This window comes from Klebsiella oxytoca NBRC 105695, assembly GCF_001598695.1.
In the GTDB taxonomy this organism is placed as follows: domain Bacteria; phylum Pseudomonadota; class Gammaproteobacteria; order Enterobacterales; family Enterobacteriaceae; genus Klebsiella; species Klebsiella oxytoca.
This window is the reverse complement of the sequence record NZ_BCZK01000004.1, coordinates 31,192-44,119: the sequence shown is the minus strand read 5'-3', so window position 1 is coordinate 44,119 and position 12,928 is coordinate 31,192. Positions and strand designations below refer to the sequence as shown.

Sequence of the window (12,928 nt, the reverse complement as noted above, 5' to 3'; positions counted from 1 at the left end):
GCGAGCTGCCTCGGCAAACCGCAAGCGAAAATACGCGTTGAGCGCGAGCGGTGGTAGGGTGAGCGCAGGTTAATGGGTTGGGGCCATCATTAGCTGCCGCTGGTTATTCCTCTGCTGTTTTATCACGGCAGAATCAGTCCCTACCCGCACTCAACGCGCTGGCTGGACGGTTTTTCTCTACCAGAGGTGGCCGAGCGGCTCTATAGCCAGAACTTTCCACTAATAGACGTGACTGAGATCCCAGATGACCAGCTGATACAGCACCGGCGGGTCGCTATGCTGGAACTGTTGCAAAAGCATATTCGGCAGCGGGATAGGATGGGCATCTCAGAGCAACTGGTCAGAATATCCCCCCGGGATACACTACCCGTCGGCAGTTTAAAACGTTGCTGAATTATATGCTTCAGGCGGGCAACGCCGCCGATCCGGTGGCTTTTTTACGCAAGCTAGCGCAAAAGACGTCACTCAAGCCGCATAAGGAGACGCTGATGAATATTGCTCATTTTCCCGAAGAGCGAGGTCGCAAAGAGGGGATGCTTCAGGGAATGAAGGCGGGGATAGAAAAAGGTTTGCGCAAGGGCCGACAGGAAGGTCGTAATGAAGGCAGAAATGAAGGGCAACTAGCGGCGACAAAACGCATCGCCCGGGCGATGCTGGAAGAGGGGCTTGAGCCTGCGCAAAGCTAACCGGACTGTCGCTGCGGCAGCTCGCTAAGCTTCAGCACTAACCCCTAAAACGTTTTCGTCAAACGGCAGCCGCACTTGGGCTGCCGTTTGTGTTTACAGGGTTTTCTGTAAGACTTTCAGCGCCGCGGCCACGCCCGCGCCGTAGTCGGGATGGACTTGACTAAACAGGCCAATTTGTCGCTGCTGGATAAATTCAGGGATATCCCGCATATCGCTGGCGATTCGATGGAACATACGCTGATGCTCGTCTTCGCTTAATAGCCCGAACAGCGCGCGCGGTTGGCTAAAATAGTCGTTATCTTCCCGATGATTCCAGTGAGCCGCCGCGCCTTCAAGATTTAAAGGCGGTTCGCTAAAGTCCGGCTGCTCCTGATAGAGGCCGAAGCTGTTTGGCTCATAGGTGACGCCGTTGCCGCTATTGCCGTCGACGCGCATCGCGCCATCGCGATGGTAGTTATGGAACGGGCAGCGCGGCGCATTGACCGGAATCTGATGATGGTTAACGCCCAGGCGGTAGCGCTGGGTGTCGCCGTAGGAGAATAAACGACCCTGCAGCATGCGATCCGGAGAGAAGCTGACACCAGGCACCACGTTAGCCGGATTCATCGCAACCTGCTCAACCTCGGCGAAATAGTTGTCCGGGTTGCGGTTGAGCTCAAGTACCCCCACTTCAATCAGCGGATAATCACTATGCGGCCATACTTTGGTCAGATCGAAAGGATGGTAAGGGACCCGGCTGGCTTCTGCTTCCGGCATGATCTGCACGTAAAAGGTCCAGCGCGGAAAATCGCCTCTTTCAATCGACTCATAGAGATCGCGCTGCGAACTCTCGCGGTCCTCGGCCACCAGACGTTTTGCTTCATCATCCATCAGGTTGGCGATCCCCTGCTGGGATTTAAAGTGGAATTTCACCCAAAAACGTTGATTGTCGGCATTTATAAAGCTGAACGCGTGGCTGCCGAAGCCGTGCATATGGCGATAAGAGCGCGGGATGCCGCGGTCGCTGAAGTCGATAGTCAACTGATGCAGCGTTTCGGGCAGCAGGGAGAAAAAATCCCACTTCCAGGTAGGGTTGCGCAGGTTGGTGCGCGGATCGCGCTTCACTACGTGGTTCAGGTCCGGGAATTTCAGCGGGTCGCGAAGATAAAAAACAGGGGTATTATTGCCTACCAGATCCCAGTTGCCCTCTTCGGTATAAAACTTGATAGCGAAGCCGCGGATGTCGCGCTCGGCGTCTGCGGCGCCGCGTTCTCCGGCAACGGTGGAAAAGCGCAGGAACAGATCGGTGGTTTTACCGACCTCGGCGAACATTTTTGCGCGCGTGTAGCGGCTGATATCGTGAGTGACCGTTAATTTACCGTAAGCGCCGGAGCCTTTTGCGTGCATTCGGCGTTCCGGGATAACCTCCCGGTCGAAGTGGGCCAGTTTTTCCAGAAACCAGACATCCTGCAGCAGCATCGGGCCGCGAGGACCTGCGGTGATGACTTTGTTATTATCGACAACCGGCGCGCCGGAGCCGGTGGTTAATCCTTTTTTGCTCATCTTTATCTCCTGACAAAGTTTTATGTAACTTATTCATTTCCCGCAAGGGCAGAATAAGCTGAGCGCTATTTGTAGAATAAATATCCAACACGGACAATCTGGCTCTGGCTATCGATTTGATACCCGCGTCCGTTGGCCTGGCTCCGGTAGCAACTGGTTACAATCACAATGGTAAAGCTCGTCTTAGCGCATTGATTCCTTAACGTTCGGCAGTACAATTTCGCGGTTTTTTGGGACTTTTTAATTCTTGTTTGTTGGATAGAGTAAAAATGAAAAAAAGTATATTTGCGGCCCTCGCTGGCATGATGTTCGTCTCAACGGCGGCGCATGCGATCAGTTTCAGCGGACAGGCCGGCGAGCACTACACGAACCTTGGCGTCGGATTTGGCACGGAATCTACCGGCCTGGCGGTAACCGGCAACTGGCTGCATAACGATGACGACGGCGATGCGGCAGGCCTGGGACTGGGGCTGAACATCCCTTTAGGTCCATTCCTTGCCACCGTTGGCGGTAAAGGGGTTTATACCAATCCGAATAACGGCGATGAGGGCTACGCAGCAGCGGTTGGCGGCGGCCTGCAGTGGAAGATCGGCGACAGCTTCCGCCTGTTCGGCGAATATTATTATTCTCCTGATTCGCTCTCCAGCGGTATCGACAGTTATCAGGAAGCTAATGCCGGCGCGCGCTTTACCATTATGCGTCCTCTGAGCATTGAAGCCGGTTATCGCTACCTTAACCTGGCGGGTAAAGAAGGCAACCGCGATAACGCGGTCGCGGACGGCCCGTACGTCGGCGTTAACGCCAGCTTCTAACCCCTTCGGCGCGGTATTCCGCCGCGCCTGATTTTCAGGCTTTTTCGCCAGCCGCTTTGCGATATAGTATTTCTACTTATCAGGCTGGAGTTGACAATGTTAAACGTGGAAATGCTGTCCACCGGCGATGAAGTGCTGCATGGGCAAATCATCGATACCAATGCCGCGTGGCTGGCGGATTTCTTTTTTAATCAAGGATTACCTTTAAAGCGTCGCCATACCGTGGGTGACGATCTTGACTCCCTGGTGGCGATTTTACGCGAGCGCAGCGAGCATGCCGACGTGCTGATCGTCAACGGCGGTCTGGGCCCGACCAGCGATGATTTAAGCGCGCTTGCCGCAGCGACCGCCAAAGGTGAAGGGCTGATTCTGCATGAAGCGTGGCTGGAAACCATGACCCGTTTCTTTGCCGAGCGCGGAAGGCCTATGGCCGCCAGCAACCGTAAACAGGCGGAAATTCCGCAAAGCGCCGAGATGATCAACAATCCGGTCGGAACCGCCTGCGGTTTTGCTGTGCAGCTAAACCGCTGCCTGATGTTTTTCACTCCCGGCGTGCCGTCTGAATTTAAGATAATGGTCGAGCAGGAAATCTTACCGCGCCTGCGCGAACGTTTTCCGCTGCCCGCCGCGCCGCTGTGTCTGCGTCTGACCACCTTCGGTCGTTCCGAAAGCGAGCTGGCGCAGAGCCTCGAGCATTTACAACTGCCGCCGGGCGTGGTGATGGGCTATCGTTCCTCAATGCCGATTATCGAACTGAAGCTGACCGGGCCTGCCGAACAGCGCGAGGCGATGCTGGCGCTGTGGCCGGAAGTGCAAAAAGTGGCCGGAGAGAGCATCGTTTTCGAAGGCACCGAAGGCCTGCCGGCGCAGATCGCCCGTCGTCTGCAGGAGCGCCAGCTAAGCCTGACGCTAAGCGAGCAGTTCACCGGCGGTCTGCTGGCGCTACAGCTTTCACGGGTCAATGCCCCGCTGTTGGCCAGCGAAGTCATTCCGGCGCAGGAGGAGACCCTGGCGCAGTCTGCGCGCTGGGCGGCGGAACGGCGCGAAAAACACTTTGCCGGTCTGGCGCTGGCGGTGAGTGGTCAGGAGAGCGATCACCTGAACTTTGCGCTTTCCACGCCGGACGGCACCCACGCGCTGCGGGTGAAGTTCGCGACCAACCGCCACAGCGTGCAGGTGCGTCAGGAGGTCTGCGCGATGATGGCTCTCAACATGCTGCGCCGCTGGCTGAATGGCCAGCCCGTGGCCGGTGAACACGGCTGGATTAACGTCGTTGACTATCTCGCCGTTTAGATAAAACACCGCGTCGGGAGCCCTACCCGACGCGCAATCAGTCCAACCTGCTGTACTTGCTTTTAAAAATTCTGTGCACTATCTCGCATTTCTGTCCCCTTGAACGTCCACCCTGCTGGAATAGCGTCGTCATTTGAAGTCGCTCACAATTTACAGACCCGACAACCGCAACACTGATTCCAGTATTCAGGATTGGAGTCCAGTATGTTGGAATCAAGCAAAGTCCCGGCGCTAACCCGCGCCATCGATATTCTCAATTTGATCGCCCGCATTGGTCCGTGCAGCGCGGCGACCATTATTGACGAACTGGGTATTCCGAAAAGCACCGCTTACCTGCTGCTGGGAGAACTGAGAAAACAGCGCTTCCTCAGCATGGATAATCAGGACAACTACTGTCTGTGGACCAAACTGGTTGAGCTGGCCGGTCACGCGCTGAGCAAAATGGATCTGCGCGAACTGGCGCGTCCGCGCCTGACGCAGCTAATGGATCAGTGCGGACTGCTCTGCCATCTGGGCATTATCGATGGCGGTAACGCCTACTACATTCTGAAGATTGAATCCCCGGCCACCATCAGCGTGCGTTCCCACGAAGGTAAAAGCCTGTCGCTGTACCGCTCCGGTATCGGTAAATGCCTGCTTGCCTGGCAGCCCGAGCGGGTTCAGGAGTCAATTATCAGCGAGCTGCAGTGGGAGAGGGCAACGCCAACCACCATCACCAGCGCCCAGCTGCTTCGCGATGAACTGGGGCGTATTCGCGCCCGCGGCTGGAGCTTCGATAACGGCGAAGATTATCCCGACGTTCGCTGCGTGGCGGCGCCGGTTTTTAATGCCAATAACGAGCTGACCGCCGCCATCTCCGTGGTGGGTACTCGTCTGCAAATCAATGAAGACAATCGCGATTATCTCGCTGGCAGGGCGATTGCCTGCGCCAAGGACATTTCTCGTCTGCTGGGGTGGAAAAGCCCCTTCGAACAACAAGCCTCATAATAAGGAGAAGATCATGACCCTACCGAAAATTAAACACGTCCGCGCCTGGTTTATCGGCGGCGCTACCGCAGAGAAAGGCGCTGGCGGCGGCGACTATCATGACCAGGGAGCAAACCACTGGATTGACGATCATATCGCCACGCCGATGAGCAAATATAAACAGTATGAACAGTCCCGCCAGTCGTTTGGCATCAACGTTCTCGGCACGCTGATTGTTGAAGTCGAAGCCGAAAACGGCCAGACCGGCTTTGCGGTATCAACCGCCGGCGAGATGGGCTGTTTTATTGTGGAAAAGCACCTGAACCGCTTTATCGAAGGGAAGTGCGTCAGCGATATCAAACTGATCCATGACCAGATGCTCAACGCCACCATGTACTACTCCGGCTCCGGCGGCCTGGTGATGAATACCATCTCCTGTATCGACCTGGCGCTGTGGGATCTGTTCGGCAAAGTGGTGGGATTACCGGTATACAAACTGTTGGGCGGCGCGGTACGCGATGAAATTCAGTTCTACGCTACCGGGGCCCGTCCGGACCTGGCGAAAGAGATGGGCTTTATTGGCGGCAAGATGCCGACCCACTGGGGCCCGCACGATGGCGATGCGGGGATCCGCAAAGATGCCGCCATGGTGGCCGATATGCGCGAAAAATGCGGCCCGGACTTCTGGCTAATGCTGGACTGCTGGATGAGCCAGGACGTTAACTACGCCACTAAACTGGCCCACGCCTGCGCGCCCTATAACCTTAAGTGGATCGAAGAGTGCCTGCCGCCGCAGCAGTATGAAGGCTATCGCGAGCTGAAACGCAATGCCCCGGCCGGAATGATGGTCACCAGCGGCGAGCACCACGGCACGCTGCAATCCTTCCGCACGCTGTCGGAAACCGGCATCGATATTATGCAGCCTGACGTAGGCTGGTGCGGCGGTCTGACCACGCTGGTGGAGATTGCGGCGATCGCCAAATCGCGCGGCCAGCTGGTGGTGCCGCACGGTTCGTCGGTCTATTCGCATCATGCGGTCATTACCTTTACCAACACGCCGTTCAGCGAATTCCTGATGACCAGCCCGGACTGTTCAACGATGCGTCCACAGTTTGACCCGATTCTGGTTGATGAGCCGGTACCGGTGAACGGGCGCATTCATAAAACCGTTCTGGATAAACCGGGTTTCGGCGTCGAGCTGAACCGCGACTGCAACCTGAAACGTCCTTATAGCCACTGATCCCGTCGTGCCGCACAGCGCTGATGTGCGGCCTATTGTTGAGGATATTACGATGAGCAACACCTTGCTTGAGAGCGTGGTGAAGAAAAACCGCGCCCGTTTGATCCCCTTTATGCTGGCGCTGTACGTGCTGGCGTTTCTTGACCGTTCGAATATCGGCTTTGCGAAAGAGACCTATCAACTGGATACCGGCCTCAGCAATGAAGCTTACGCGCTGGGGGCGGGGATTTTCTTTGTGGTGTACGCCTTTCTTGGGGTACCGGCCAACCTGCTGATGCGCAAATTCGGCGCGAGAAAATGGATTGGCTGCACCACCTTACTGTGGGGCATTCTTTCAGCGGCGATGGCGTGGGCGGATACGGAAGCGAAATTTCTGCTGGTACGCACCCTGCTTGGCGCCGCCGAAGCGGGTTTCTTTCCGGGCATGATCTACCTGACCTCACAGTGGTTTCCGCAGCAAAACCGCGCCAGCATTATGGGATTATTTTATATGGGCGCGCCGCTGGCGCTGACCCTCGGGTCGCCGCTCTCCGGCGCGCTGCTGGAAATGCACGGTTTTATGGGGCATCCCGGTTGGTTCTGGATGTTTATTATTGAAGGCTTACTGGCGGTCGGCGCGGGTTTCTTCACTTTCTTCTGGCTTGACGACACGCCGCAAAACGCCCGCTTCCTGACCGCTGCCGAAAAGCAGGCGCTCATCAGCGAGCTGGCCAGCGAAGAGCAGAAAAAGATTACTTCGCGTTTGTCCGATGCGCTGCGCAACGGCCGCGTCTGGCAGCTGGCGATTATCTATCTCACCATTCAGGTGGCGGTTTACGGCCTGATCTTCTTCCTGCCGACCCAGGTTGCGGCGCTGCTCGGCACTAAAGTGGGGTTTGTGGCATCGGTGGTGACCGCGATCCCGTGGGTGGCAGCGCTGTTCGGTACCTGGCTGATTCCTCGCTACTCCGACCGCACCGGCGAACGGCGTAATATTGCGGCATTAACCCTGCTGGCGGCGGCAATTGGCATTGCGGTCTCCGGGCTGGTGTCGCCGGTACTGGCCATCATCGCGCTGTGCGTTGCCGCCGTCGGCGTCATTGCCGTACAGCCGGTCTTCTGGACTATGCCGACGCAGCTGTTATCCGGCACGGCGCTGGCCGCAGGCATTGGTTTCGTCAACCTGTTTGGCGCGATCGGCGGATTTTTAGCGCCGATTATACGCGTCCAGGCTGAAACGATGTTCGGCAATAATTCTGCCGGATTATTGACCCTCGCCTGCGTGGCGGTTATCGGGGTTGTTATTATCTTTTCACTGCGCGTGAGCCGCACGGTACCGCAGGCCGGCAGCGTACAGCATTAATTTAAGGGAGAACTATGAACGCAATTTTATCGAACCCATTTAAAGCGGGGTTATTGCAAGGGGAAGCACAAATTGGCCTGTGGCTGAGCTCGACCTCCTCTTATATGGCTGAGATTGCCGCCACCTCGGGTTACGACTGGCTGCTGATTGACGGTGAACATGCGCCGAATACCATTCAGGATCTTTATCATCAGCTACAGGCCATTGCGCCCTACGCCAGCCAGCCGGTGATTCGTCCGGTAGAGGGCAATCGCAGCCTGATTAAACAGGTGCTGGATATTGGCGCCAGAACGCTGCTGATCCCCATGGTCGATACCGCAGAACAGGCGCGGGACATTGTCTCGGCGACGCGCTATCCGCCGCTGGGGACCCGCGGCGTCGGCGCCGGGGTAGCTCGCGCCGCGCGCTGGGGAAGGGTAGAGAACTATATGGCGCAGGCCAACGATGAGCTGTGCCTGCTGATTCAGGTTGAGAGCAAAACCGCCCTCGATAATCTGGATGCGATCCTTGAAGTCGAGGGGATTGACGGCGTCTTTATCGGCCCGGCGGACCTGTCGGCCTCGCTGGGCTACCCGGATAACGCCGGTCATCCTGAAGTGCAGCGGGTTATTGAACAGAGCATCCGCCGCATTCGCGCGGCAGGAAAGGCGGCCGGATTCCTGGCCGTCGATCCAGAGATGGCGCACAAAGCGCTGGCGTGGGGGGCGAATTTCGTTGCCGTTGGTGTCGATACCAATCTCTATACCAGCGCGCTGGATAAACGACTGGCGATGTTCAGGCCGGTAGCCGAACAGGCGGAGGGCAAGGGGAGCTACTAGCCCCCCGGCGTTGGCGCTGGCGTCAGGCCAGCGCCTGCGCCAGCAGAGTGATGGGATGCTCGCAGCGTTTACTGGTGGACATCTCTATCTGCCATTTACAGGTTTCACAGTCGGTCACTACCAGGTCCGCGCCGCTCTCCTCAATTTGTCGGAACAGCGGCGCGCCAATCGCCTGCGATGAGTCGTAATTCTCCGACTTGAAGCCGAAGGTGCCGGCAATACCGCAGCATTGCGAGTCGAGCACCTCCAGCTGCAAGCCGGGGATCAGCCGCAATAGCTCAAGGGTATACAGCGACCAGCCCATCTTCTCCATATGGCAGGGCGTGTGATAGATCACCTTCAGCGGCAGCGATTTCAGCGCCAGCTTCCGTCCGGCGTCCAGCTGACGCCAGATCCAGCGGGTCGCCAGTTCAACCCGGTCGCGCACATCGTGATTATCGATATCAAGGACGTGCGGATATTCATCGCGCAGCGTAAAAGTGCAGGTCGAGGACGTCGCCACCACTGGCAGGTTATTTTCCCGCATCGCGGTAACGTTGCTCTGTGCCTGTTTACGCGCCTTCGCAAAAAAACCGTTGGCAATGAGCGGCACGCCGCAGCATTTTTCTTTATGCAATAGCTGCACGCCGATGCCTATGGCGTTGAGCACCCGGATAAGATCTTTACCCAACTGCGGATTGTTGTAGTTCACATAGCAGCCGTGAAAGAAGGCCACCTGCTCGGCGTACTGCGCCTGTTGGCCAGCCAGCTGTCGATACGCGCGGCGAAAGGTGCCGAAGCCATATTTGGGCAGCGAGCGGCGGTGATCGATTTTGAGCGCGGCATCCAGTACCCGACGTACCGGCATCAGCCCGGTGGCGGCGTTTACCAGCGGAGCAAACGGCGTGGAGAGGGTGCCCATCAGATCGGTGTGGCTGAGGATGGTATCGCGCAGCGTGGGCTTTTGCCGGCCGTATTCCATGCGCGCCCGCTGGATAATATCGCCGATTTTGACGTCTGAAGGGCAGGCGACTTCACAGCGTTTACAGTTAATGCAGTATTTTAACGCCTCGTCGTAGAGCGCGCCGTCTTTCAGGCGCAGGCGCTCGCCGTCCGGCCCGGCCTGTTTTGGCCCCGGGTAGCGCGGATTAACCCGGCTGACCGGGCAGGCGGTGGTGCAAACGGTGCATTTAATACAGTGTTCAAAGCGCGTGTCGTTCATGACTCACCTCCGGCAAGCTCGCCAATTAGCCCTGCGGCGTGAAGCGCGGTCACTGCGCACACGCCGCCGCCGCATCCCAGCGCGATGGCATCAAAACCGCCGAGGATCGAACCGACGGCGAACAGATTCTCCAGCGTCCGCCCCTGACGCTGGGGACGCAGAGCCTCATCGGTTTTCAGGCCGAAACGCTGCCAGGGCTGCGAGGCAAAAAAATCCTGCTGATACCAGCTTTCGCGCGGCAGCGTCTGCTGCAGATCCAGACCGAGGATCGGCTCGCGCACGCCGCTACGTTCGGCGACCAGCCCGTTGCTGAAAAAGCTGCCGCTGGCCAGCACAGCGAAGCGCGGGCGCAGCGGAATATCGCCGTGATTGCGCGTCCAGATCGCGTTAACCCTACCGTCCTGGTGGCTGATATCAATGACTTCATCCCCGGTCAGCCAGGTCCCGCCGCTGCGGATAAATTGCCGCTGCAGCTGGGCGTGCAGGCGCATCCCCGGCACCGATGGCGGCAGGGTAGGCAGCAGGCGCAGCGGGCAGGGCAGACGCTGCCGCAGCCACTGGTACAAGCGATCGTCGGCGAGGCCGAAGCAGGCGGGCATAATCAGTAAATTATGCTGCTGCGCCAGCGGGCGCAGCGCCGCCAGCAGGGCAGGCCAGTGCGCTTCATCGTCCAGCCGGCGGGCGATATTGGCGGCGCGAAATTCGGATGGGCTATCGCGCAGAACATCAAGAAGGGGTAATTCTATCTCGTGTGCTACGGCGGTCACGCCGTGCTGGTGCAGAGAGGCCGCGGCAAGATGCGGCTGGAAGTCGCCGAACCCGCTGATGCCAACGACGCAGACGCCGCTGACGGGCAGCGGCGCGGTGGCGATTTCCTGCGGAGAAAGCCAGGCCGCGCGTAAGATTCCCAGCGGCGTCACGCGCAGATGCGGCTGGCTGGCATCGCCCTGCATGGCAATCCCGCAGTCGGCAAACAGCGCCTGAGCCTGGCGGGCGTAATTCATCACGCTTTCGGCGCCGAGCCTGGCATAAGGGTGTTCGGGAAGCTGGCGGGCCAACTGGCCGATACCGTAAGCAACATCGGTGACGGTTTCGCCATTCGGCAGCGTCGAGAGCAAATCCAGCGAGGCGGAAGAGAAGTGCAGGGCGCTTTGGCCCCGGCTGATAATCACGCTGCGCAGGCCGCGCTGGTTGAGCGCCAGCCCGCAGAGCAGCCCGGCAAGGCCGCCGCCAATAATCGCGCAATCAAACTTCATCCTGGTGCTCCTTTTCTAATCCGCACAGACCGAGATAAACCCAGCGGGTAAACTCGCTTTCGCGCAGCGCATCCCCCCAGGCCACCGGCTGAACGCCTTTCCAGCGTTCGTTCAAAAATTGGGACAGCTGGGTGAGGGACCGCGCGGAGGTGGTGACGTTAAAACGCGCGAGCAGCCCGGCGGCGCGGCAGGCGCACAGTTCGCCCTGACAGGTTCCCATGCCGACGCGGGTACGGCGGCGCAGGTCAAGCAGGTTTTTCACCGCCAGGTTTTCAACCGCGTACTCTACTTCTCCGGCAGTGACCGCCTCGCATTCGCAGACCAGGCTACGGCGCTGGCGGCTATCGCCAAGCCATGCCGGGGTGCGATCGCCGTGGCGGTAGATGGCCGACCCGCGCAGCGGCGCAGGTAACGAGATGATTTTACTTAGCGTGGCTTCCGCCGGTTCCTGCGAACCGGGCAGCGGCGTATCGGCGGTCGTGCAGGGGGCGGTATTTCCGAGCTTGCGGCATAGCGCATCCGTGGCCCACTCCGCCATCAGACGATAGGTCATCAGCTTACCGCCGGTGATGGTGATGAAGCCTTCCATACCGTCGCGGCGGGCGTGGTCGAGCAGCACGATACCGCGGCTGACGCTACGGCCACTGGGATCGTCATCGCTGGCGACCAGCGGGCGTATACCGGAATAGGCGCGAAGGACCCGCGTCCGCCCCATGATCGGCGCCAGCTTTTCCCCCTCCCGCAGCAGCGTTTCGACTTCCTCGGTGGTTACACGGTTGTCGTCAATTTCGTCATAAGGAATATGCATTGAGGTGGTGCCAATCAGCGAAATAGTATCGCCGGGCACCAGGATATCGGCGTCAGCTGGTTTGCGGCAGCGGTTGATAACCTGACGGTTAATGCGGTGGTCGAGGATCAGCAAAGATCCTTTTGCCGGAAACATCGCGATGCGCAGGTCGGCGTACTCTGCGATGCGCTGCCCCCAAATCCCGGCGGCGTTGACCACCACCTGAGCGCGCAGCGTGCGCGATTCTCGGCGCTGATGATTGTAGATCGCGACGCCATGGACGCGATCGCCCTGCCGCAGCAGACCGGTGACTTCGCAGCCGGTGAGGATCGTCGCGCCATGTTCGCGGGCATCGAGCATATTCGCCGCGGTGAGGCGGAAAGGATCGACGGTGCCGTCGGGAACCTGTACCGCGCCGAGCAGCGCCGGGTTAACCGCGGGCTCAATACGCAGCGCTTCGGCGGGCGTTAGCGGCTGGGCTTCGATGCCTGCCTGCTGACAGGCGCTGATAAAGGTGTACTGGTACGCCGGGTCATCTTCCGGCAAGGTAATAAACAGGCCGCTGGTGGGCTCTATGCAGTGGCGGGCGATACGGCGCAATATACGGTTTTCGCTAATGCACTCGCGCGCTGATTCGCTATCGGTGACCGCATAGCGCGCGCCGCTATGCAGCAGACCGTGGTTGCGGCCAGTCGCGCCGGTGGCGATATCGTAGCGCTCCACCAGCGCTGCCTTTAGCCCGCGCAGCGCGCAGTCGCGCGCGATCCCGGCGCCGGTGGCGCCGCCGCCAATAATAATGACGTCATATTCACGACTATCGGCCATCTCCCCGTCCTCTGTTTTCGTTTTACATCATTTAGCCATATCGACAGCATTTAATGTTTGATTTCGAGCATATTTGCGCGCAATTCGAGCGTTTGTTGTGACTTTGTGCGCATATTAGAAAATGCTGTCATATTTCTGTAACAAAGTGTGCGACATTTCA

The 12,928-nt window shown here is 58.5% G+C and carries 10 protein-coding genes and 1 pseudogene; 7 read left to right on the top strand and 4 right to left on the bottom strand.

Annotated features, from left to right (window positions below; all coding sequences use genetic code 11):
* Window positions 1-93: 93 nt before the first annotated feature.
* Window positions 94-727: pseudogene (locus KO1_RS26995) on the top strand (Rpn family recombination-promoting nuclease/putative transposase); the annotation flags it as partial.
* A gap of 52 nt (window positions 728-779) precedes the next feature.
* On the opposite strand, the gene KO1_RS08225 reads toward KO1_RS26995, so the two are convergent.
* A complete protein-coding gene (locus KO1_RS08225; protein ID WP_004104019.1) occupies window positions 780-2,228 on the bottom strand; it encodes a catalase in 1,449 nt (482 codons plus the stop codon).
* A 269-nt stretch (window positions 2,229-2,497) separates the two neighbouring features.
* Here KO1_RS08225 and KO1_RS08220 point away from each other — a divergent pair, with 269 nt between their 5' ends.
* The 6 genes from KO1_RS08220 to yfaU all read left to right on the top strand — a co-directional run bounded on the left by KO1_RS08220 (window position 2,498) and on the right by yfaU (window position 8,699).
* A complete protein-coding gene (locus KO1_RS08220) occupies window positions 2,498-3,040 on the top strand; it encodes a YfaZ family outer membrane protein (RefSeq protein WP_004104018.1) in 543 nt (180 codons plus the stop codon).
* A gap of 96 nt (window positions 3,041-3,136) precedes the next feature.
* Complete coding sequence (locus KO1_RS08215; RefSeq protein ID WP_004104017.1) at window positions 3,137-4,333, top strand: nicotinamide mononucleotide deamidase-related protein YfaY; 1,197 nt, start codon at window positions 3,137-3,139, stop codon at window positions 4,331-4,333.
* Between the two features lie 204 nt (window positions 4,334-4,537).
* Window positions 4,538-5,320: an IclR family transcriptional regulator gene (locus tag KO1_RS08210; protein WP_004104016.1), complete on the top strand. Its 783-nt coding sequence runs from the start codon at window positions 4,538-4,540 to the stop codon at window positions 5,318-5,320.
* 13 nt (window positions 5,321-5,333) lie between these two features.
* On the top strand, window positions 5,334-6,539 hold the full coding sequence (rhmD, locus tag KO1_RS08205) for an L-rhamnonate dehydratase (protein WP_004104015.1): 1,206 nt from the start codon (window positions 5,334-5,336) through the stop codon (window positions 6,537-6,539).
* 52 nt (window positions 6,540-6,591) lie between these two features.
* Window positions 6,592-7,881, top strand: coding sequence for an MFS transporter (locus KO1_RS08200; protein ID WP_004104014.1), 1,290 nt, complete (start codon window positions 6,592-6,594; stop codon window positions 7,879-7,881).
* Between the two features lie 14 nt (window positions 7,882-7,895).
* Entirely contained in the window at window positions 7,896-8,699 is an 804-nt protein-coding gene (yfaU, locus tag KO1_RS08195) for a 2-keto-3-deoxy-L-rhamnonate aldolase (protein WP_004104012.1), read from the top strand.
* A 22-nt stretch (window positions 8,700-8,721) separates the two neighbouring features.
* Here the strand turns inward: yfaU and glpC are convergent, their stop codons facing one another.
* The 3 genes from glpC to glpA are packed head-to-tail and all read right to left on the bottom strand — an operon-like array spanning window position 8,722 to window position 12,768.
* Window positions 8,722-9,900 (bottom strand): anaerobic glycerol-3-phosphate dehydrogenase subunit GlpC, encoded by a 1,179-nt coding sequence (gene glpC, locus KO1_RS08190; protein ID WP_004114188.1) that lies wholly within the window; start codon window positions 9,898-9,900, stop codon window positions 8,722-8,724.
* Window positions 9,897-11,156 carry a glycerol-3-phosphate dehydrogenase subunit GlpB gene (glpB, locus tag KO1_RS08185; RefSeq protein ID WP_024274508.1) on the bottom strand — a complete coding sequence of 420 codons (1,260 nt, stop codon included), beginning with the start codon at window positions 11,154-11,156 and terminating at the stop codon, window positions 9,897-9,899. The genes glpC and glpB overlap by 4 nt, the downstream gene beginning before the upstream one ends.
* Window positions 11,146-12,768 (bottom strand): anaerobic glycerol-3-phosphate dehydrogenase subunit A, encoded by a 1,623-nt coding sequence (gene glpA, locus KO1_RS08180; RefSeq protein WP_004104005.1) that lies wholly within the window; start codon window positions 12,766-12,768, stop codon window positions 11,146-11,148. The genes glpB and glpA overlap by 11 nt, the downstream gene beginning before the upstream one ends.
* Window positions 12,769-12,928: the final 160 nt, after the last annotated feature.

Excerpts from the sequence above, each read along its gene's own strand:
- glpC (WP_004114188.1), bottom strand. The coding sequence starts at position 9,900 with ATGAACGACACGCGCTTTGAACACTGTATTAAATGCACCGTTTGCACC.
- glpA (WP_004104005.1), bottom strand. The coding sequence starts at position 12,768 with ATGGCCGATAGTCGTGAATATGACGTCATTATTATTGGCGGCGGCGCC.
- glpB (WP_024274508.1), bottom strand. The coding sequence starts at position 11,156 with ATGAAGTTTGATTGCGCGATTATTGGCGGCGGCCTTGCCGGGCTGCTC.
- KO1_RS08225 (WP_004104019.1), bottom strand. The coding sequence starts at position 2,228 with ATGAGCAAAAAAGGATTAACCACCGGCTCCGGCGCGCCGGTTGTCGAT.
- KO1_RS08210 (WP_004104016.1), top strand. The coding sequence starts at position 4,538 with ATGTTGGAATCAAGCAAAGTCCCGGCGCTAACCCGCGCCATCGATATT.
- KO1_RS08220 (WP_004104018.1), top strand. The coding sequence starts at position 2,498 with ATGAAAAAAAGTATATTTGCGGCCCTCGCTGGCATGATGTTCGTCTCA.
- rhmD (WP_004104015.1), top strand. The coding sequence starts at position 5,334 with ATGACCCTACCGAAAATTAAACACGTCCGCGCCTGGTTTATCGGCGGC.
- KO1_RS08215 (WP_004104017.1), top strand. The coding sequence starts at position 3,137 with ATGTTAAACGTGGAAATGCTGTCCACCGGCGATGAAGTGCTGCATGGG.
- KO1_RS08200 (WP_004104014.1), top strand. The coding sequence starts at position 6,592 with ATGAGCAACACCTTGCTTGAGAGCGTGGTGAAGAAAAACCGCGCCCGT.
- yfaU (WP_004104012.1), top strand. The coding sequence starts at position 7,896 with ATGAACGCAATTTTATCGAACCCATTTAAAGCGGGGTTATTGCAAGGG.